The organism is Pedobacter ginsengiterrae, assembly GCF_039537385.1.
GTDB classification, from domain to species: Bacteria; Bacteroidota; Bacteroidia; order Sphingobacteriales; family Sphingobacteriaceae; genus Pedobacter; species Pedobacter ginsengiterrae.
In genome coordinates this window covers 24,246-45,050 of record NZ_BAABAK010000015.1, presented here as the reverse complement: position 1 = coordinate 45,050, position 20,805 = coordinate 24,246, and the positions used below count along the sequence as shown (strand labels likewise).

General features: G+C 39.4%; 17 protein-coding genes. 8 read left to right on the top strand and 9 right to left on the bottom strand.

All coding sequences use genetic code 11. The features are described from left to right. Positions 1 to 48: 48 nt before the first annotated feature. From ABD692_RS13310 to ABD692_RS13285, 6 genes are all read right to left on the bottom strand, one after another. Positions 49 to 804, bottom strand: coding sequence for an HNH endonuclease (locus ABD692_RS13310; RefSeq protein ID WP_344767737.1), 756 nt, complete (start codon positions 802 to 804; stop codon positions 49 to 51). Positions 805 to 868: 64 nt separating this feature from the next. Next, a complete protein-coding gene (locus tag ABD692_RS13305) occupies positions 869 to 1,885 on the bottom strand; it encodes a CBS domain-containing anti-phage protein (protein ID WP_344767735.1) in 1,017 nt (338 codons plus the stop codon). A gap of 64 nt (positions 1,886 to 1,949) precedes the next feature. Then, on the bottom strand, positions 1,950 to 2,879 hold the full coding sequence (locus ABD692_RS13300; protein ID WP_344767733.1) for a hypothetical protein: 930 nt from the start codon (positions 2,877 to 2,879) through the stop codon (positions 1,950 to 1,952). 5 nt (positions 2,880 to 2,884) lie between these two features. Beyond that, positions 2,885 to 3,196 carry a hypothetical protein gene (locus ABD692_RS13295; protein ID WP_344767731.1) on the bottom strand — a complete coding sequence of 104 codons (312 nt, stop codon included), beginning with the start codon at positions 3,194 to 3,196 and terminating at the stop codon, positions 2,885 to 2,887. Positions 3,197 to 3,215: 19 nt separating this feature from the next. Then, entirely contained in the window at positions 3,216 to 3,650 is a 435-nt protein-coding gene (locus ABD692_RS13290) for a hypothetical protein (RefSeq protein ID WP_344767729.1), read from the bottom strand. Positions 3,651 to 3,657: 7 nt separating this feature from the next. Next, on the bottom strand, positions 3,658 to 4,215 hold the full coding sequence (locus ABD692_RS13285) for a hypothetical protein (RefSeq protein ID WP_344767727.1): 558 nt from the start codon (positions 4,213 to 4,215) through the stop codon (positions 3,658 to 3,660). Between the two features lie 925 nt (positions 4,216 to 5,140). Between ABD692_RS13285 and ABD692_RS13280 the strand changes: the two genes are divergently transcribed. Genes ABD692_RS13280 through ABD692_RS13270 form a run of 3 tightly spaced genes read left to right on the top strand, consistent with a single transcriptional unit; the run spans position 5,141 to position 10,399 of the window. Beyond that, positions 5,141 to 5,767: a TlpA family protein disulfide reductase gene (locus tag ABD692_RS13280; RefSeq protein WP_344767725.1), complete on the top strand. Its 627-nt coding sequence runs from the start codon at positions 5,141 to 5,143 to the stop codon at positions 5,765 to 5,767. A 2-nt stretch (positions 5,768 to 5,769) separates the two neighbouring features. Continuing rightward, positions 5,770 to 9,021 carry a SusC/RagA family TonB-linked outer membrane protein gene (locus ABD692_RS13275; protein ID WP_344767723.1) on the top strand — a complete coding sequence of 1,084 codons (3,252 nt, stop codon included), beginning with the start codon at positions 5,770 to 5,772 and terminating at the stop codon, positions 9,019 to 9,021. A 13-nt stretch (positions 9,022 to 9,034) separates the two neighbouring features. Further along, complete coding sequence (locus ABD692_RS13270) at positions 9,035 to 10,399, top strand: RagB/SusD family nutrient uptake outer membrane protein (RefSeq protein WP_344767721.1); 1,365 nt, start codon at positions 9,035 to 9,037, stop codon at positions 10,397 to 10,399. A gap of 89 nt (positions 10,400 to 10,488) precedes the next feature. Here ABD692_RS13270 and ABD692_RS13265 read toward each other — a convergent pair whose 3' ends face one another. The 3 genes from ABD692_RS13265 to ABD692_RS13255 all read right to left on the bottom strand — a co-directional run bounded on the left by ABD692_RS13265 (position 10,489) and on the right by ABD692_RS13255 (position 12,210). After that, positions 10,489 to 10,869, bottom strand: a complete 381-nt coding sequence (locus ABD692_RS13265) for a hypothetical protein (protein WP_344767719.1) — start codon at positions 10,867 to 10,869, stop codon at positions 10,489 to 10,491. Between the two features lie 142 nt (positions 10,870 to 11,011). Then, on the bottom strand, positions 11,012 to 11,503 hold the full coding sequence (locus tag ABD692_RS13260; protein WP_344767717.1) for a MauE/DoxX family redox-associated membrane protein: 492 nt from the start codon (positions 11,501 to 11,503) through the stop codon (positions 11,012 to 11,014). 143 nt (positions 11,504 to 11,646) lie between these two features. Further along, a complete protein-coding gene (locus ABD692_RS13255; protein WP_344767715.1) occupies positions 11,647 to 12,210 on the bottom strand; it encodes a Crp/Fnr family transcriptional regulator in 564 nt (187 codons plus the stop codon). A gap of 758 nt (positions 12,211 to 12,968) precedes the next feature. On the opposite strand from ABD692_RS13255, the gene ABD692_RS13250 reads away from it, so the two are divergent. From ABD692_RS13250 to ABD692_RS13230, 5 genes are all read left to right on the top strand, one after another. Further along, complete coding sequence (locus ABD692_RS13250; RefSeq protein WP_344767713.1) at positions 12,969 to 13,865, top strand: metallophosphoesterase family protein; 897 nt, start codon at positions 12,969 to 12,971, stop codon at positions 13,863 to 13,865. A 52-nt stretch (positions 13,866 to 13,917) separates the two neighbouring features. Beyond that, entirely contained in the window at positions 13,918 to 15,003 is a 1,086-nt protein-coding gene (locus ABD692_RS13245) for an alkaline phosphatase family protein (protein WP_344767711.1), read from the top strand. Between the two features lie 161 nt (positions 15,004 to 15,164). Then, positions 15,165 to 18,302: a SusC/RagA family TonB-linked outer membrane protein gene (locus ABD692_RS13240; RefSeq protein ID WP_344767709.1), complete on the top strand. Its 3,138-nt coding sequence runs from the start codon at positions 15,165 to 15,167 to the stop codon at positions 18,300 to 18,302. Positions 18,303 to 18,313: 11 nt separating this feature from the next. Then, a complete protein-coding gene (locus tag ABD692_RS13235) occupies positions 18,314 to 19,822 on the top strand; it encodes a SusD/RagB family nutrient-binding outer membrane lipoprotein (protein ID WP_344767707.1) in 1,509 nt (502 codons plus the stop codon). A 2-nt stretch (positions 19,823 to 19,824) separates the two neighbouring features. After that, complete coding sequence (locus ABD692_RS13230; protein WP_344767705.1) at positions 19,825 to 20,781, top strand: metallophosphoesterase family protein; 957 nt, start codon at positions 19,825 to 19,827, stop codon at positions 20,779 to 20,781. The last annotated feature ends 24 nt before the right edge of the window (positions 20,782 to 20,805 follow it).

Genomic DNA, 20,805 nt, shown 5'->3' with positions numbered 1-20,805 from the left:
ATTTTAAAGGAAAATAATTCTTCTTTTAGATCTCTTACAGGCCGCTAATTATGCATGAGGGGAAGGAGATCCATCCTGGATTTTTGATTTCAATTCATTCACAGTCAGCACTATTCCTTTTTTTCGATGCATCATTCTGTGGCAATTAGCACATAACACTACCAAATCAAATTCTGGATCTGTTGTTCTTTTTATTTTTCTATTTTCGCCCATAGGTTTTAAATGATGTACTTCAGCCCATTCCGCTCCCCAATTTCCATATGTTTTTTTAAAATTAAAACCGCACACTGCACAATCATAACCATGGATTTTGAGAGCAGCATTTCTTAAAGAGGCATTCCGCTCAATTTTGTGTGAAATATACACTTTCACACCACCTTCTGTCCTAGCATAGGTAAAGTCCGTTTCAGATTCTTCAATTGCCATGAGGTTGGCAATTTCTTGTTTATGTGCTTCTATATCTAAACGACTATACTTTTTGACATTTTTCCAAATTGTAGTCTCGTTGTGCATTTTAAAGGCATTAAAAACATCTAGGTTCAACCCACTTAATTTAATGAGATTTCCATTTTTATCTTTCCAACCTTCTCTATTAGTCTCTGGAAAATGAGCATCAAAAGAATCTCTTGCATTTTTTAAGCTGTGCTCAAATGTTTCAATACTTCTACCTTCATTAAGAGCCTCAAAAAACATACGATAAGCTTCTTTCCAAGAATTTGCTTGTAGATTTTCCGGTGGGTTTGAGCATCCAAAACGGCTAAGAAAATAAGCAACTTCGATAAAGGGTTTCCCTCGTCTTATCATAAATTATCGCGATTTTAGGTTATCTCAGAAAGAAATTGATTAAGTCATCCATCTAAGGTTATTTCTACATTGTGTTAATTATCGTCGTCAAGAAATTGAGGACTTGCCGCAATGCTTCTAAATCCTTTTGCTCAATTTCTTCTGGTTTGAAATGCATTACATCATTTCTAATAATCCTAGTTTCTTGAAGCATCTTTTGTAAAATTACACGATCGATACGCAGACCCAATTTTGCGTACAGTTCGGGGTTTTCCATAATTCTTACATAATGTCCAAAGTTCAAATCTGCTAAAGAGTGGATTTCTTTGTCATGTTTACTTAGATCTAATACTTTCTTGATGTCATCAAACGTTAGTTTTCCGTCTAAAAGGCGTCGTACGAGATTTTCAATTTGTTCTATGATTAAAAATGGTTCCGACAGCTTTAAGAATTGTTCACCTAAGTCTGTAGCCGTGACAATCCCAGAAATAGTATTTTTTTTATCTCGTACAAGTATAACCTCTTTAGCCAAAATGACATTCATAGCTTTGAAGATTGGTTCATCGATATTTAATACTTCAACATCCTCTCTACAGTCTAAAACAGATTCACATTTTTTGCCAAGCGTCAATGCAATACCTATAGATTTCCAGCTTATCAAACCGAGTACATCTCTCGTACCAGATAATATCGGCAGTTGCGAAAAGTTATATCTTAACATCATTGTAGTAGCCTCTATTAAAGGTGTATCCTTGTTTACTCCTAACAAGCCACAACCTCCTTCTTCCTCAACCAAATTGTTAATGTTTGCTGCTCTTAATAAACTTAACCTAGGTATAGCATCTGAGTATTTTGGTTTTTTAACTTCGCCACTAGCAGCCAACTTGGGTTTAGGAATTATCTCTATTTCACCGTAATAGTAAGCATTGCCAAAATCAAGATTAGTAGTCAATTCGTGTTTTTCCAAAAGATTGTTAATAGCCTCTATTACTTTCCAGCCTCTTTTAACCACTCCATACTTACTACAGATTATTTGGGGAGTAGTTTTTTTAATCTTCTTCGAATTTTTGATTTCTTGAAAAAATACTTCTAATGAACTCATTTATAAGTGCGTTATATTATTGAATGACGTGTGTTAATTGATATTAGGGATTCACTTGCTAATTTTAAAACGGTAACTGATCCTCAGTTTTTATTTGATCTGAGCATGCTCGACAACATTCCAAGCCAAAAGTCTCCAGCGTAATTTTATCAAATTCCTTATCTTTAAAATCGAATTTCCATCGCAAATATTCCAGAAGTAAAGAGATAATCTCGTTAATTATTTCTTTAGCGGAGTTGAATTTATTATTGATCTTACTAATGCCATAGTTTGTAGCAAAATCTTCACTGAAAATATCGGATAGGGCTTCCTTAATAGTAATATCTGGCTTTCCATTTAGATGTCTAAACTTCGAAAGTATCCTTGTATTTTTGCATGGGAATTCATGATTAAATTTCGTTTTTAAATAATCTAGCCTTCCTTTGAAGTATGCGTAGTCAAATTCTTTTTCCACTTTAACATTATTACTATTTGGTTTTTCAACCACTAATAAATTTGAGTTATTAGCAATATGAGCTATTCCATATAGCTTAGGATATTTACTGTTGAATGCGAGGATAATGAAATCTTTACTTATTGCTTTAGCTTTGTATTTCTCTGCAAAATTGTTAGATTGAAACCATTGCCTGTACTCATCAATGGCATCTAATCCAAGCTCACGAATTTCATTGGGGATATGAAAATCGATATAGTCTTTTTTAAGTAGTTTACAGTTTGCGTCAGCATGAAACTTAGTTTTGCCTCCCTTATTGAAAACCCATTCTTTCGTATCTTCCCTTTCAGGTATTGGCTGAAAGTACTCTATGCAAAATTTATTCTCATCCTCGAGTATAAGCTTATATTTAAAAAGATACGCCAAGTCTCTTTTATTAAATATAACATAGAGTTCTTTATCTTCATAAATGTGCTCCAAAAAACTAGTAAGGTTAATTTCAAAGTCAATCTCAACTATTTGACATAGTTTACTATAAGAATATTGAGTCAAGTAGGCCATAACTACTATGCAGATTGTCTAGTTAATTTAAATGTATCTGGCCCATGTTTTTCTATTTTAATCATTCCACCTGCTTTTATCTCTAATTCATCAAACGCTACATCCGTAAAACGAATTATATGCGAACGTTTCACTAGATTCTTAAAGCGTAAATAATGATCATTCTTGACTACAATCTTTAATTCAGAATCATTTTTAAGAAATAATGGTTTGAATGCTGCCGTAATTCTAATTTGCTTATTCTTGATATCATTCGCTGTAATTTTATTACCTACAGAGGGAATGATGAATGCGATTGGCTGGTGATTGTTATTCATATCGAGCGTTATTTTTTATTTAAATCAATTTGTAAATTTTTTCAGCATCTTCACCATTTTTAATTCTCTCTTCATCATCAGATAATGAAACCGACTTGTTAACAAACTCGTGTGGATAGGAAGATATATGGCTGATTGCTCTGGTTAAACCTAAATTTACTGCACACACCACTACGTCACACCCTGCACCAACCAAATGATCTATCATGCTTTCCACACTACCTTTTCTTTTGCGTTGTAAACCATTCTGGTAATCACCCATAGTGGCTATGCCCACTTTTACTCCTTTTTTCTCAACAATGTCGATAAAGTCATATTGGTCACGGTTGCCGAGTACACCAAAATATTTAGGTACCTGCACATATCCAAAGAGCAATAAATACTGATAAACGATGTTTAATGTTTTGGACTTTCCCCTATTAGAATCTCCTCTGAGTGCGATAATTTTTGCCATCTTTATTTTATATGATCTTCACCAACCTATAATACAAAGGTTTTGGTCCTCGACCCTTCCTTGCTGTATGTTTTCTATCCGTCTTTTCAATGTTTTCCCTAAATGTTTTTTTGAAACGATTTATAATATCACTAACCGAATAAGTTTCGTCATATTTTTTACTAATACTATTCACAATTTCCTCCGCTAAAAATTCATCACCAACTTTAAAGGTTGATAATACATCGCTTATGCGGTTATTAATTTCACTTGAAGTGTAAGTAGTTTCTTTTGCAGGACCTTCTTTCTTACGATATTCAATTCGTTGCTTAGTTTTTTCTGGAAGTGAGTCTAAGGAAGGGATGGGATGATTAGGATTCCCAAATTCATAATATCGAAGGCTAAAAATCTGTGCGATTTGTTCTAAAGTATATAGTACAACACTTTTTTCATTTTTTAGAACGCCATCAATTACATCCTTTTTTGTTTGCACTAAATATGCAATATCAATAGACTCTAACTCGAATGCCTTCAAGTATTTCTTTAGAATTTTTGAATATTCCTTTGAAAGGTCTATTTTAATCATAAATAATGTAAATTATTTTTTCTTTTATACTATTGTTTTACTATATTTGTTATCAGTTATTTAAAGCGACAAATAGAGTAGGGCCTAGCCTTGCTTTAACGATGTCACTCATGAGTGAAAACCGTCAAATTTCGCATGAGCCGATCGTGAGTTCGCCGTATCTATTGAGTTTTGCTATCTTCGCGATATCTTATATTCAATAGGGCGGACTTCATGTTAGTCTTTTGCGAACTCAGATCTCGGTCTGAGTGGTTCTTGACGGTACCTCACTCAAAAGCATTGGAGTTCGCCTTATTGGTTTTCTGACCAATCTGGTTTCCACCTGCTTTATTGAGTTCACATCGTTTTACATAAAACAACCGTTTATGAAAACGAAAAAATTAAGCGCCATCAAAATGTATCACCTCCAGGAAGTGGTACTAAGTCATTCCCTCAAATTCTTTTTAAAGAACATTATTTGTTCCCCATCGTAATGCTTGCCAGAATTCCAAGTTAAAATATAGCCCAAATGAGCAGAGGCTAGTGTGAAGAGAGCGCACAAAGTCCCAGCGGGTTAATTTAGCTTGGTACCAGCCCTTTATTGCTGATTAAGCAAAGGTGCAGCACAATGGTTTTTCGCAATCCCAAGGTAAGTATCTTTTTCCTAATAACAAATACGGTTTCCCGTATCCGCATGTTTATATGCGGAAGGGCTGGTTTTTGCCTTATACTTTCAATAATTAATTACCCTTATTCCAATTCGTATGTGCCTGATAAAGTTTTATCTATTCGACAGGCTTTACGCATTGAAGCCAAGAAATCCAGAGTGATAATATTTCCGGGCAGGCTTAGCATCCAGGTTAAATGAAAATAGGTTCTTATTATAATGCACCTGCCCGGATATATTATCACCTTTTTCTAGACCAACTAAACCAGCTTTTTTGAAATGAAAAAATTAACGATAAATGTCGTACCGGCATTGCTATGCCTTTTAGTGAAGAGTTTTCTTATCTGCATGTTCTTATCAATACTGCTGACTTTACTGTTAACTGCAAACAGTAGCTCAGCACAACAACCTACGGCAGCACCCTTGACAGTCGGCAGTCAGCTACCCGTAGATCTTTGGAAAGCCCCACTAGTATCTGTCACTCCTAAAGGCGACAAATTTTTTCCCCTTCAGGATTTTAAAGGCAAAGCCATTATAATTGATTTTTGGACTACATGGTGTGCGCCATGCCTTGCGAACATGCCAAAACTGGATAGTATCCATTACGAAAACAAAGGGCAACTGCAGGTCATTATGATGAATGCCAGCGCCAGTCAGATTGGATTTGTCAAGGAAAGGAAGTTTATAAAAGACTACCTGCTTGCACGAAATAAATTTCATTCGCCATTAGTGCTTCGAAATGACCTCTTCAGGCAATACCTGTATTTCCGTATAGTCCCGCACTATGTGTGGATTGGCGCGGACGGCAAAATTAAAGCCCTGACCGATCATTTGCAGTTTTCTCCGGCGAATATTGCAAAGTTTCTATCAGGTGCTGACTTAGATCTTGAAATTAAAACCCACTAGCCATGAAAAATATGAATATGGATATACATCCAAGGAAGTGGAATATACTGCTTGCAGTATTAACACTGCTATTAATTGCCTTTTCTTTTTTAAGTACCTACGGGCAACAGACTAATCTTTCAACAATTAAAGGACACATACGCTTTTCAGATCTTAAAGTGAGGGCAACTATTTCTACCAGATTCAACGGACGTACGCAGTCCGATGAACAGGGTAATTTCTCCCTAAAGATTAGCCGACTGCCTGATACGCTTACAGTTTATGCCATAGGTTATCAGAGGCAGCAATTACTGGTTCAGACAGGGAATGAAGAATTCGCAGTAGAGATGACTACAGACGCTTTTCTGCTAGACAGCGTTCAGGTTAACACCGGTTACCAGGTGAGCAAAGCTAATGAAATCAATGGCAATGTATCTGTTATTTCAGCTGCTCAGCTTAATGAAAGGGGCGGATCAAATATTTTAGAAAGACTGCTTGGACAAAGCACGGGGCTGGTGGCCAATGTAGGTAAAAGCACCGGAAATGTAATGAACAAGACTGGCCTTACCGTTCGCGGACTGGGCACGATTAATGGTCCCCTGGACCCACTTATTATTTTCGACGGCTTTATTTACGAGGGAGACATCAATAACATCAACCCAAACGACATCGAGCAGGTTTCTATTCTAAAGGATGCCTCGGCGGCTTCTATCTGGGGAGCAAGGGCAGGTAATGGCGTAATTGTTATTACCAGCAAAAAAGGAAAATTCAATCAAAAAACAGAAATAAATTTTTCAGGCAGCATGCTCATCCGGTCTCTGCCGGACCTGTACGCTATGCCACAAATGTCCGTTTCGGATTATATCGACTTCGAGCGCACACTTTTTTCAAAAGGTTATTATGATACCAGGATAAATTCCACCCCTTACCTGCCAATATCCCCAGTGGTCGAGTTGCTTTCAAAACAGCGGCGGGGGATCATAAGTGCGCTGGATACTGAAAACGGGATTTCAGCGCTCAAGGCAATCGATTCCAGAGAGAACTATATCGATGAATTTTACACCCATCCGCTTACCGTTCAGTATAGCCTTGGGATCAAGGGCGGCTCAGAAAAGACCAATTATTTTTTATCCGCAAGTGTGGACAATACCAAAGGGGAAACCTTTGCAAAAACGGATAAAATAAATGTCAATTTTGCAAATACAGTTAAACTTGGTAAGCTGCTCAGCTTGAATACAAAGGTATATTTTACGGATATAAAATCAGGCTCAGGCAGACCAGCCTACAATTCGCAGTCAACAGGTGGAAGGGCACTTCCTTACACTTCATTTCGAAACGCCGACGGAAGCCCGGCTGCTCTGGATATGAATTACAGGAGTGTATTCACCGATACCCTTGGCGGTGGAAGGTATCTGGACTGGAAGTATTATCCTGCAGAAGATTATATGAACAGCATATTGACCTCGTCACGCCAGGAGATTTATTTCAATGGTGGCCTGAATTATAAAGTGCTGAAGTTTTTGAATGCCAGTGTATCTTATCAGTACCAAAGTCAGCGGGACAGGGCAGACCAGTACAATAATGAAAGAAGTTATACTGCTCGCAATCTCGTCAACTCTTTTAGCAGGCTTAACCGTTCTACCGGAGTGGTGACCTATAATGTTCCGCTTGGCGGTACAAGCAGCCTTAGCGAGGCGCTGGTCAGCAGTTATACCCTTCGTGGCCAGCTAGATTTGGACAGACATTTCGGCAAGCATCACATCAATGCAATTGCCGGCCTTGAAATGAGGCAAAGCCATGCTGAATCCAGCAGGGCGACAAGATATGGATACAACAGTGACCCGCTTACCTACCTTGGGGTTGACCAGGTTACCTACTTTGCCAATCCGGCTACAGGTGGTTCCGCGCAGATACCTTCGGGCATTTCCGCTGGTAACACCACTTACAGGTTTCTTAGCCGATATGCCAACGCCGCCTATACGTTCATGGACCGCTATTCACTATCGGCAAGCGTTCGGGCCGATGGCTCCAATATATTTGGGGCAAGTACCAATGATAAATGGAAACCCCTATGGTCGGCAGGCCTCGGATGGCTTTTATCAGAAGAGGAATTCTTCAAGGTTTCATGGCTACCGCGTTTAAAATTAAAGGGAAGTTTTGGGTACAGTGGAAATGTGGATCTGACCCGTACCGCTTCAGCCATCGGGTCATATAGTGTAAATAATGTTTCATTGCTACCTTTTACCAGGATTGCAACCATAAATAACCCGAGTCTAAGGTGGGAACAGCTTGCCCAGATGAGTATTGGTCTTGACTTTACGCTAAAGGGTCAGGTACTTAGTGGTTCGGTTTCTTATTTCCGGAAACGCGGAAGCGACCTTTATGGTCCCGCCCTATATGATTATACAGCCTGGGGAGGAACAGGCTCACTGACCCGAAATGTTGCTGACATGAAGGGCGAGGGACTGGAAGTTGATCTCCACAGCATAAATCTGAGCATAGAGGGTTTCAGGTGGACAACCGATGCTTATCTGAATTACAATGAGTCCAGGACAGTTAAATATCTGGAAACACCCACCTCAGGGTTATCGGTGCTCATTGGTGGAAGCAATGTCATTACCCCGGTAATCGGCCTTCCTCTATATTCAGTAGCGGCTTATAAATGGGCAGGGCTTGATGCCTCTGGAAATCCGATGGGCTACCTGAATGGCGTGCCGAGTACCGATTATAATGCAATTGTACGCGAGGGCGCCTCAAGTGGCAATAACATCAGATTCATCGGTTCAGCCATTCCTGTGCACTACGGCTCGTTAGTCAATAATTTTTCTTACAAAGGATTTACGCTGTCTGTTAATCTCTCTTATAAGGCCGGATATTATGCGCGCCGCACCGGGCTTTCTTATAGTTCACTGGTAGCCAATGGCGTGGGTAATGCAGATTATGAAAGCCGGTGGCAGAAGCCTGGTGATGAGCGCATGACCAATGTTCCATCATTCGTTTATCCGGTGAACGCTGCAAGGGATGGGATGTATACCAATTCGGAAATCAACATCTTCAAAGCAGACAATATCAGGCTGGATTACCTTAACCTGGGTTACAAATTCCAGCCTTCAATTTCTAAAAACTGGCTGAATAACCTGGAGCTGTATGGCGGAGTTCAGAATCTTGGCGTCATTTGGAAGGCAACCAGCCTTAAAATCGATCCAGATTACCTGAATAATATCACACCTCCCAAATATTTTTTATTTGGTATCCGTGGAAATTTTAACCTATAAAAGCTAAAAGATTATGAAAAATTACATCATTATAATTATACTGCTTACTTATTTTGCCTTCTGCTCAGGCTGTAAAAAGTATCTTGAATACAAATCAGACGCAAGGCTGGTTACCCCAAGAACGCTAAAGGATATACAAGGGATACTCGATGATGGGGAGAAAATGAACCTGCGGAACACCCCTTCGTTAGGGGAGAGTTCTGCAGATGATTTCTTTATGCTCCCTGCCAGCCTTTCCGCCCAGCCGCTCACCAACCAGCAGGTTTATCAGTGGGCGCCTTTTGATATCCGTTATGGGAATGATTGGAACCTTGGATACCAGGCCATCTATAACGCTAATTTGTCGCTAGAACTCCTGGAGAATATAGAACGCACCACCGCAAATGCTCAAGGGTGGGATAATGTTAAAGGCTCGGCACTTTTTTTTCGCTCCTTCCATTTCCTGAATCTGGTAACCCAGTACGCAAAGATTTTCGATGAACGCACGGCAGGAGTAGACCTGGGTATAGTGCTTAGGACTTTTTCTGACTTTAACATTCCCTCAACCCGTTCAACAGTACTGGATGCCTACAGCCGGATAATTGCAGATCTGACTACGAGCATCACTTTGCTGCCCAATTATCCCCAATCTAAAGTTAGGCCCTCAAAAGGGGCGGCACATGCACTGCTGGCCAGGACTTATCTTTTTATGGGAAATTACACGCAGGCCAGGAATGCGGTAAATGAAGCACTCAAAATTAATTCAGCATTAATGGATTATAACGCTGACCCATCCATCGGGCCTTTCAGCGCAACTTCTTATGTACAAAGGCTAAATACGGAAACTATTTTTTATGCAGAACAGGGACTGGAAATTGTCAATCACGGCACTTCCCGTTCAAGGATAGATTCTGTTCTGGTATCAAGCTATGCGGCGGCTGACCTTAGAAAAAATGTGTTTTTTAATATGATTTCCGGTTATGCGCAGTTCAGGGGTAATTATACAGGAAATACTAATGTGTTTTTTTCTGGTATTGCAACCGACGAGCTCTACCTGATTCGCGCAGAATGCAATGCCTATCTTGGAGAGATAGCTTCGGCGATGACCGATGTTAATGACTTGCTGCGCAAACGGTGGAACAAGGCTATTGCTTTCGTGCCAGTCAGCGCAGCAAGTCAAAAGGAAGCGCTTAGCAAAGTTCGCCTGGAACGCAGAAAGGAATTGCTGATGAGGGGATTACGGTGGGTTGATTTAAAAAGGTATAACAGGGAAGGGGAGAATATTACCATTTTCCGGAATATCGGCGGGAAGTTAATCAGCCTACCGCCGAACGACCCCCGTTATGCACTTCCGATCCCGGTGGATGTTATTGAGCAGTCTGGGATTCCACAAAACTAATTCATATCAAAACTTCCAGTTATAATGATTTTGGGTGGTCATGCATTTGAAATAATTTATCAGGGAGGGGTAAACCCTCCCTGATACTTTTAGTTCTGTTGTCTATTGTAAATCACAATAGAATTATCAGCAGAACCCGTAACGCGGGGAGCTGCGATTAATGGATCAGATACCAGCGCTGCACTTGAATTCAACGTTGGTGTTGGTCCGCTTGGATTGTCAACAAAGGTATCTTCAATTTCAATCGCACAGGCCAAAGCATTTCCTTCCGGACAAGCTTCTTCACCGTATACCCAGTTGCTCTCATCTTCAACATCAGCCTTAGTCATTGGAACGGGACCTTCATAATGGAAGGTTAACTTAGCGCGTGCTCCAGTTGCTTTTTTCGAAGAAGTGAATGCACTTTGCGTAAAAACAAGACCAAACCCTAATACAAGTGCTACCAGGCCTAAATTGATTTTTTTTAACATAATGATTTCTGCTTTATTGCTTTTGAAAAAGCAGATGAAAAAGTTTAGTTATAAGGTATAATTGCTGCGCTTTAGCATGGCTGGATAAACGGCAAAGCGCTTTGTGTATTCCCGGGTTTATCGGCCGGGCATCTATAATAATTCAATTTTTCGCCTTGCGTCCCCCTTTCCTTTTATGTTCAAAAAATAGACAGTAAGTATTTAAAACCATGAAGAATATATTAAACCATAAATGCGTTCTCCAGGTCATTTTAGCTATCAGCCCGCCGCAGCTGCATGGTGTATTAGGAAAGAAGTCTGCTAAAACCAAAATGACGTATCCTGTGAATGCGAGTAACAATAGAAGGGAAATCCATAGTCCCCATTTTCTTTTGTTTAAGATTAGCCAAATAGCGGCTGCTGCTTCCAGGATTGGTATGGCAAAAATGAGCATCAGGTTGATTCCCTTTGAGAATGGCTGTTGATACATTTGTCTCTGGAAGAGCGTTAAATCTGCAAGCTTTACAAATACCGCATACGACCAAAGCAGAATCAGTAAAAATAGTTCAGCTGAATAAATATAATAGGACGGGGAGTGGTTACTTTTTAGTGTTGAACCAGCTGGGCTTTTATCAATATTTTTCAAAATTTCCATAACGATTATCTGAATACAGATTAAAGTTCGCCGGAATGAAAATGGGGAAGGTTACTCCGCTTTGGTTATTTTTACTCTTTTTAGATAAGTATAATTATTGCCTTTTTGCAGGACACTTTAGTGGGAAAAGATACTGTAGAAGTTTAACGGTATATTTTTTTAATCCTGTAAAGGTATTTGGATTCGATGTTTAATATCGAGGCTAGGATGTCGTGAATGGGAAGGTAGATGAGTCTGGGATGTTGGCTTTCAAAGTAAAGAAACCGCTCTCCTGCATTTTTAATTCTTAGCAGCAGCTCTCTTTCTTTTCCCTCCCGTAAACCCTCTTCGTATATTTCTAAAAGCATCCTGTAAATCCTTGGCTCTTTTATCGCTAGTTCTTCTACGCTGGCTAAATTTAGCGCATAACAATGACTATCTTTCAAAAAGCTAATGTATTCAATGCCAGGATTAGAGGAAAAAATTCCCTTTGTGGGTAACAAGAACCCGCTTTCCGTAATCCATGAGGTTTGCTGCGCTCCATCTGAATCGAAGTAACCTCTGACCAGTCCCTCCTCTATAAAATAGAGTACCGGCGTAGAATAAATCGGCGTTACCAAAATAGCCCCTTTATGGAACACTACTGGCACGAACATATCAACCAACAAATCGACCAGCCGTTTTTCAGCAGTTCGAAGGTTTTGTAATTTACAGATGAGCCTTTGCATATATTTAAACTGTTATCTTAAAAATTAAGATAAGCTTTCAGCGGTCACCGGATCTGCGCGTAAATACATTAAATTTTATCTAGGTTTAGCTTATAAAGTGCTGAATTGACCAATTGTCAATAAAGTCGATTTATGAGGGTTCTTTAACTCAAAAAAACGTCGTGTAATTTTAGAAAGTGATTCGGTGGCAAGGATTTGTAAAATGGTTGGAGCGCGAAACACAAAGTTGGTTAAAATACAAGCCTTAGCATAAATTCAATTTTTGCTTTCATCTCCACTTTCGGGCTTATTTGGCATTTAAATTTTACTCAACTGTTATCAAAGGGCAAGTTACTTCAATAAATAAATCGACTTAGCCAAAAGTAAATTGGGTAAAATTATTCAACTATGGCAAGCTAGAGCCTAGCTTAGAACCGATGAACATTAACTGCCAGTCCTAAAAAAAATTCGATTTAGGCTTATGAGATAAAGCGAAGCCAATTGACCCCTTCTCGCCAAAAAAAACATCGTAACTGCCTGTTTACTGATGAGTTCATAAAATAATTGAAGATTGGTGAGGTAGGGGTCAAATAGGTTGGTTTATCCAGTGAGTGCAGGACGGCTTAAGACATTATTATTTTCAGTTATGTCTAGCTACGTCATAATTTCTTGTCGAGCATTTAACAAAATGTTAATACCAATTATATGATTTATTTGTTAACAAAGTTTAGTTTTGCTAAACATTAAAAATTGGAGAGATAGGTATAAATTTAAAAGCGATGAAAAGAAGAGAATTTATAAAAAGCAATTCCATAGCGGGCGCTCTGGCTGTCTTGCCTGCTGGAATAGTTCTGGCGGATACGGCCGTTTCCAAACCAATACTTACCCTTGCCCACATCACAGATGTTCACATCAGGGGCAACGAGAATATTCCGGACAGAGCCTCTAAGTGCCTGTCAAAAGTACTTAAACATCAACCTGATTTTATATTGAACGGCGGAGATTCTATACATGATGCCTCATATGATAATGTTACACGCGAACAGGTTATCGCACAGTGGGAAACCTGGGATAAGTTTATCGCAGCTACAAATCTCAATGTTTACAGTTGCATTGGAAACCATGACCCATGGTGGAAAGCCCCTGATAAAACAGATGACATGTATGGTATTCGATATGTTGTAAAAAGACTCAAAATTCCGAACCGATACTATAGTTTTGAAAAAGCAGGCTGGCATTTTATTGTTTTAGATGGAAATAATGATGGCATCAAATTAGACCCTGAACAAATGGCATGGCTTAAAAAAGATTTAGACAATCTTAAATACGGCACTCCTATTCTTATTATGTCTCACTATCCAATTCTCACAGTAACCGGCACCTGGGAAGGAGGGCAACATAGCGATCACAAAGAGCTGAAATCAATATTTTTTAAACATAGGGATAAGGTTAAAGTGTGCCTGAGCGGTCATCAGCATCTACTGGATAGAGCCTGGTATAACGGGGTTGAATATTATTGCAACGGCGCAATGAGCGGCTTTTGGTGGGGAAAGGGAGACGAAAAATCCGCGGCCGGATATTATTATCAGGAAACCCCACCGGGCTATGCTATCCTAAAATTATACCCTGACGGCAGTCACGAAAATAAATACATCCCATTTGATCATCAGATCTAATCAATCAGAATTCATCACTGGTATAGCCTCGCTAAACAAAAAATGCATTATCATGAAAACTAAATTATTACTAATTATCCTCTTTTGCGCCAACATGGTTCATGCACAAGAGACAAAAACAAAAAACGTTGTCTTCATTTCAATCGACGGCTACCGTTGGCAGGAAATTTTCAAGGGCGCTGATTCTTCGTTACTAAAAAATAAACGCTACAGAAAACAGGATTCGGTATCCGCTTTTAAAAAATTCTGGGGTGCTGATGAAAAAGAACGTCGTGAGAAACTAATGCCATTCTTCTGGACCACTATTGCTAAAGAAGGGCAACTATATGGAAACCGTGATTTAGGTAACATGGTAAATCTGAGGAATAAATATTGGTTTTCTTATCCAGGTAGAAGTGAGACCATAACGGGTTATTATGATGAAAAGATCAATTCAAATGACTATCCAAATAATCCCAATGAGAATGTATTGGAATATATTAATAAGCAAAAAGGTTTCAATGGAAAGGTAGTAACCTTTGCGGGCTGGGCGCCAGTATCAAAGATTGTTAACCGCGATCGCAACCAGATGCCGCTGATTAATCCCTTTGAAAAAGTTAAGGGAAAAAACCTAACAGAAGCCCAGGTATTGGCCAATGAAATACAAGATTATATTCCAAATTATTTTGGAACTTCTGTACGTTGGGATATGGGCACATTCGCTATTGCCAAAACCTATATAGCGGCCAACCATCCACGCTTAACTTATATAGACTTTGTTGATCCTGATGATTTGGGACATGCGGGACAATATGATTATTACCTGGATGCCGCCAGCTATTTGGATGCCATGATTGCCAGCCTTTGGAAATCCATGCAAGCCGATCCCTTTTATCAAAATAATACCACCTTTATAATCTGCCCGGATCATGGCCGTGGAGTAGGCGCAAAATGGACCGGGCATGGTTCTTCTGCCGAGCATTCAAATGAAACTTGGCTTGCAGTAATTGGTCCGGATAGTAAAGGTTTGGGAGAAGTAAAAACAGCATCTCAAATTTATCAGGATCAGATTGCACAAACGCTGGCAAAACTGTTAGGTTTTACCTTTAAAACAGATCATCCAGTAGGAAAAGAAATTAATACGGTTTTAAACAAATAATATTAATGTTAATAATTGATGAACCAGCATTTTTTAAATGCTGGTTTTTTGCGTTTATGGAGGCTAATATAATTTAGGGGGTTTACAAATACTTAACAAAAGTTTAGTAATGTGTTTATAAACAAAGTTTAGTTTTGCTAAACAAAATCAGAAACTATATTATGCAACGATTAAAAGTTTTAGGCAAAATACTCCTGGCGGTATTCTTGCTGTTTTCTTCAATTACTACATATGCCCAGAGCCGAATAACTGGAAAGGTTATGGATGCCGGGGGAGCCATTCCTGGTGTAACTATTACCAATAAGGCGAATGGGAAAAGTACTTCAACCGATCTAAATGGCGGTTTCGCTATCGCCGGAAACAATGGTGATGTACTCGAATTCAAATCCATTGGTTATCAAACCAAACAATTTAAGGTTACAGATGGATTAGCAATCAACATTACGCTTGAATCAGACAGTAAAACGCTTAGTGATGTTGTAGTAACTGCACTAGGTATCAAAAAAGAAAAAAAGGCTGTGGGTTATGCGATCCAGGAAGTTAAAGGAACCGACCTGGTAAAGGCAAGAGAGCCAAATGGTATTAACTCTTTAACGGGTAAAGTAGCTGGATTAACCATTACGCCGAGTGCCAATCTATTTGGCGATCCGGGAATTTACTTAAGGGGCCAATCCGGAGTATTGATTGTTGTCGATGGCGTTCCCATTAGCTCTGATTCTTGGAATTTAAGTCCTGACGATATTGAAACTTATTCTGTATTGAAAGGTGCTAACGCAGCCGCACTTTATGGAAGTAGGGGACAGCGTGGAGCAATACTGATAACCACTAAAAAAGGAGGTTCAATTGATAAGGGCTTTACTGTAGAGTTTAACTCAAGTACCCAACTGCAAACCGGTTATAACGCTATTCCGGATTACCAGACTGCTTATGGTGCTGGAGATAATTTTAAGTACGCGTTCAAGGATGGAAAAGGTGGCGGTATAAACGATAACGATTATTTTGTATGGGGACCGCGTTTTGAAGGACAACTGATCACACAATATAACAGTCCGATTGATCCGGTAACAAAAGCCTTAGTTCCGATTCCCTGGCTTGCCAGAGGTACAGATAACCTGAAGAATTTCCTCAGAGACGGACTTTTAAGTACCAATAATGTAGCCATATCAACCAAGAGTGAAGTAGGTGATATGCGTTTCTCAATTTCTCAGATGCTTCAAAAAGGTACTGTTCCCAATACTAAACTGGGAAGTACGAACTTTAATTTTTCTGGGGGATTGAATGCCGGGAAGAAGGTAAGGTTTGAGACCAATATCAATTACAACAGGCAAATTACTCCAAATTATCCGGATGCCAATTACGGCCCAAATAGTTATGTCTATCTGATGAATATCTGGGGCGGAGCAGATTATGATGTACGTGATCTTCAAAATTATTGGAAACCAGGCTTGGAGGACATTCAACAATATAACAGAGAATATACCATCTATAACAATCCATATTTTACCGCCTATGAAAACTTACATGGATATCAGAAAGATGATCTTTACGGCCACATTCTGATGAAGTACAACATTACTCAAAAGCTGAACTTCAACTTGCGTACCAACGTAAGTACCTGGAACCGTACCCGAACCAAGCAGATTCCGGTATCGGGAAACTTTTATAATGATGGGGTAAACCAGGTTGGCGGTTATCAGGAAATTTATGATAAATTCTGGGAGAATAATACCGAAGGCTCATTAAGTTATACAGATCAGTTTAAGGACTTCGGGTTTAAATCTTCAGTTTTTGCAAACCTAAGATCGGTAAAGGTTAGTTCCTTAAGTGCCAGTACCAATGGGGGATTAATTGTTCCAGGCGTTTACGATCTATCTAATACCGTATTACCCTCAGTTCCAGCAAATGATTATGGACAAAGGCAAGTTGCAAGTGCTTATGGACTCATAGATTTGGACTACAAAAATTACATTTTTTTAAATTTAACGGGAAGGTATGATAAGTCAACCACCCTTCCAACCAGACACAACGCATATTTCTATCCTTCAGCATCTTTAAGTGCGGTAATTTCACAGATGTTTTCGCTTCCAAAGACCATTTCATTTTTGAAGGTGAGAGGATCCTATGCGAATGTGGCATCTGATCTGGTTAATGAGAGTTCGCAATATGATATTTACAAGCTTAACGCTACTTATACACCATATTCTACACGTTGGAATAATAATACAGGCGTGAGTTACAGTGGGGTATTAACCAATCCGGATATATTAGCGGCAAGGGTAAAAACAACTGAATTAGGTTTAGAAGCCAGATTTTTAAATAATAGAATCGGTTTTGATGCTGCAGCATTCTATAATGTGGAGGGACCAGGTATCGTAAACCTTGAGGTAAGCCCAACATCGGGCGTAACCTCAACGCAAAAAAATGCATTTACTTATTTGAGAAAGGGGGTAGAGCTTACCTTGGATGGGAGCCCGATCAAAACGACTAATTTCATGTGGAATATTGTGGCCAACTGGTCAACTTCTCACCGTTGGTTGGATAAAATTGATGGTGTTTTAGAACGCGACGGCTTAATTAAAGTTGGAGATCGGGCGGATGGTTATTTTATTACCGATTTCCAACGAGATGCGAATGGAAAAATGATTGTGGGCACTAACGGACTTCCGGCTCTAAATCCTTACAGAAGTCTTGCAGGTTATAGCGATAATGATTTTGTTGCAGGCATTAACAACTCTTTTAGATATAAGAACATCGGACTGAGCTTTCAGGTTGATGGAAGATTTGGCGGAAAGATTGCCAACGCCGTTGATGATTCGCAGTGGAATTCTGGTACTGCCCCAGCATCGGATAGCCCATACCGTTTGCTCGATTGGGAGAACCGGGCCAACGCCGCATGGAAAGGTAGCGTGATGACCGATGGAGTGAAAATTGTTAGCGGTGCCTTAAATACCGATCAGGATGGAAGAGTTATTTCTGATACCAGGGTTTTTGCGCCTAACGATGTACGGGTTTTATATCAAACCTGGGCAAGAAACTTTAATCGCTCTAATTATGAACTCATGCGCAGCAGGACTTTTGTGAAATTAAGAGAGGTTGTGCTTACCTATACTTTTGCTAAATCATTTTTAGAACGCTCCAAAATAATCAATGCGGCAAGTGTATCACTCGTAGGAAGAAACTTGCTTTATTTCACAGGAAAGGGTACTCGTAATATGGATCTCGATCAGTTTATTTCCGGAGCAGGTTTGCAAACGCCATCAGTTAAGAGCTTTGGCTTAAATTTAAATATCACTTTCTAAAACATAGGGTTATGAAAACTAAAATATATTCTATTCTTGCATTGAGCCTGATTTTTATCAGCTCGGCGTGTAAAAAAACAGAAGAGTTACAAAAGGATCCAGCGGCAATACTAAATGCAGCACCAAAACTAATTTTCACAGGACTGCTACTTAACAGCTCGCAGGCTCCATGGTCGACAGACCAGCGGCACAACCAGTTTATGGTTATGAATGAGGCCTATTATGGTAATCAATCTTATAACTGGACAACTGCAGATTACAGTGCGTATACACAACTTCGAAATGTACAGCAAATGGAAATCGAAGCACAAAAGGTTGGCGATCCTGCAAAGGCTTACTTAGCGCTCGCAAAGTTTTTCAGGGCCTATTTCTTTATTTCGGCAACCGATATGTTTGGTGATATACCGATGAGTGAAGCATTAAAAGGTGCAAGTTCGGGTAATTTTTCACCAAAATACGATGCACAGAAGGATGTGTATGCCCAATGTTTGAAACTATTAGAGGATGCTAATGCAGATCTTACTCCCCTCGTTGCAACGCAGGTAAAAGTTGATGGAGATTTCTTTTATAACGGCGATTTGGCAAAATGGCAAAAACTGGTTAATTCTTTTAGATTAAGGGTTCTCGTTTCGTTGAGCAAGCGTGCTGATGATACGCCTGAACTTAATATTAAGGATCAATTTGCAGCTATTGTAACTAATCCGGCAAAATATCCGCTGATTTTAACCAATGCTGATAATTTTCAACTAGTTTATAATACTTCTAATGTATCCAATAACTATCCACTATGGCCATCAAACGGCGTGGTATTGAAGAACGATCTTCGAAACAACCTGGGTTCAACTTATATGAATATCCTGACCAGAACAAATGATCCAAGGATATTTGTCGTGGCTTTACCAACGGATTCGGCCAGGTTAAGCGGAGACGCAGCTTATGCAACCAAGTTTAGCTCTTTTAAAGGTGGAAAAACTGGTGAGCTGCAAACTACCCTGAAGGATCAGGCTATCGCCGGAAAATTGAGCATGATTAATTTTGATTACTGGCTTTCTTCGCCATCTGGCATTCCTTGCGTACAATTGGGCGCTGCAGAAACCAATTTCAATATTGCTGAGGGCATTAACCGCGGCTGGGCATCAATTAATTCTGCAATTTATTATGAGCAGGGCATTAGCGAATCGATCAAATTTTACGGAATTACAAATCCAGTTACGATTTCTGCATTTTTAACCACAAACGCTTATGCTGGAAATAATGGTACAGGCCTGAGTCAAATCCTGGAGCAAAAGTATGTTTCATTTTTTCAGAATTCTGGTCGCCAGGCTTACTATAATTATAGAAGAACTGGTATTCCAAAATTTGATATTGGCCCGGCAAACGCCAATAATAATCTTATTCCAACACGATGGGCTTATCCTACCAGTGAATACACAGTTAATGCCGCAAACCTAAAGGCGGCATTGCAAAGACAGTTTTCGGGGGCTGACACCCAGAATGGGGTAATCTGGGCAAATAAATAAAAATGGAAGATTTAAAAAGAAGAGGGTTTCTAAAACAAGGCCTGTTGCTCGCTGGAGCAGCAGGCTTAGCTACAGGGCCAATAAATACTACAGCCAGTGAAGATTTTCGCTATGCAGCTAAAACGGTATTGAGTTTTGGTTTGATTACAGATCTTCACCATGATTTAATCCAGGATGGACAATTAAGAATAGAAGCTTTTGTAGCCGAAATGAATAAGGTGAAGCCAGATTTTATTATGCAGATGGGCGACTTCTGTACACCCAAACCAAGCAATAAACCATTGATGCAAGCATGGGAAAAGTTTAACGGACCAAAATATCATGTAATTGGCAATCACGATGTGGACGGTGGATTTAATCACCAGCAGGTGGTTGAATTTTGGAATGCAGCAGGGGTTCATTATAGTTTCGATCTTAAAGGGTATCATTTTATTGTACTCAATGGTAATGAAAGACCGGAAAACGATACCAGTAAAGGATATCCCAGATCAATTTCAAATGCTCAATACGATTGGCTGGAAACAGATTTGCAAAAGACAAAATTGCCAACCCTTATCTTTTGTCATCAGGGAATCGACAATGATCTCGATGGTATTAAAGAAGGTGCAATGCTGAGGTTACTATTTGAACGAACCAATCAAAACCCAGGACACGGAAAAATATTAGCTGTTTTTAGTGGGCATAATCATGAAGATTATCATAACAATTATAATGGAGTAAACTATATCCAAATTAACAGCGCTGCCTATCAATTTGGAAGAAAGGGCAAAAACTATGAGTTTGTACATACTAAAGAACCACTTTGGGCCCTGGTTAGTCTTCATGCGAATGGTGAAATCAGGATTAAAGGAAAAACCACAACCTATTTGGATGGGAGCTTAGAATATGCAGGGTCGGATTATAAAGGTTATCCAACCGTTCCGGTTATTTCAGATCGGTTGATTAAAACAAAAATTTAAAATAAAATTAACATTAAGGCAATA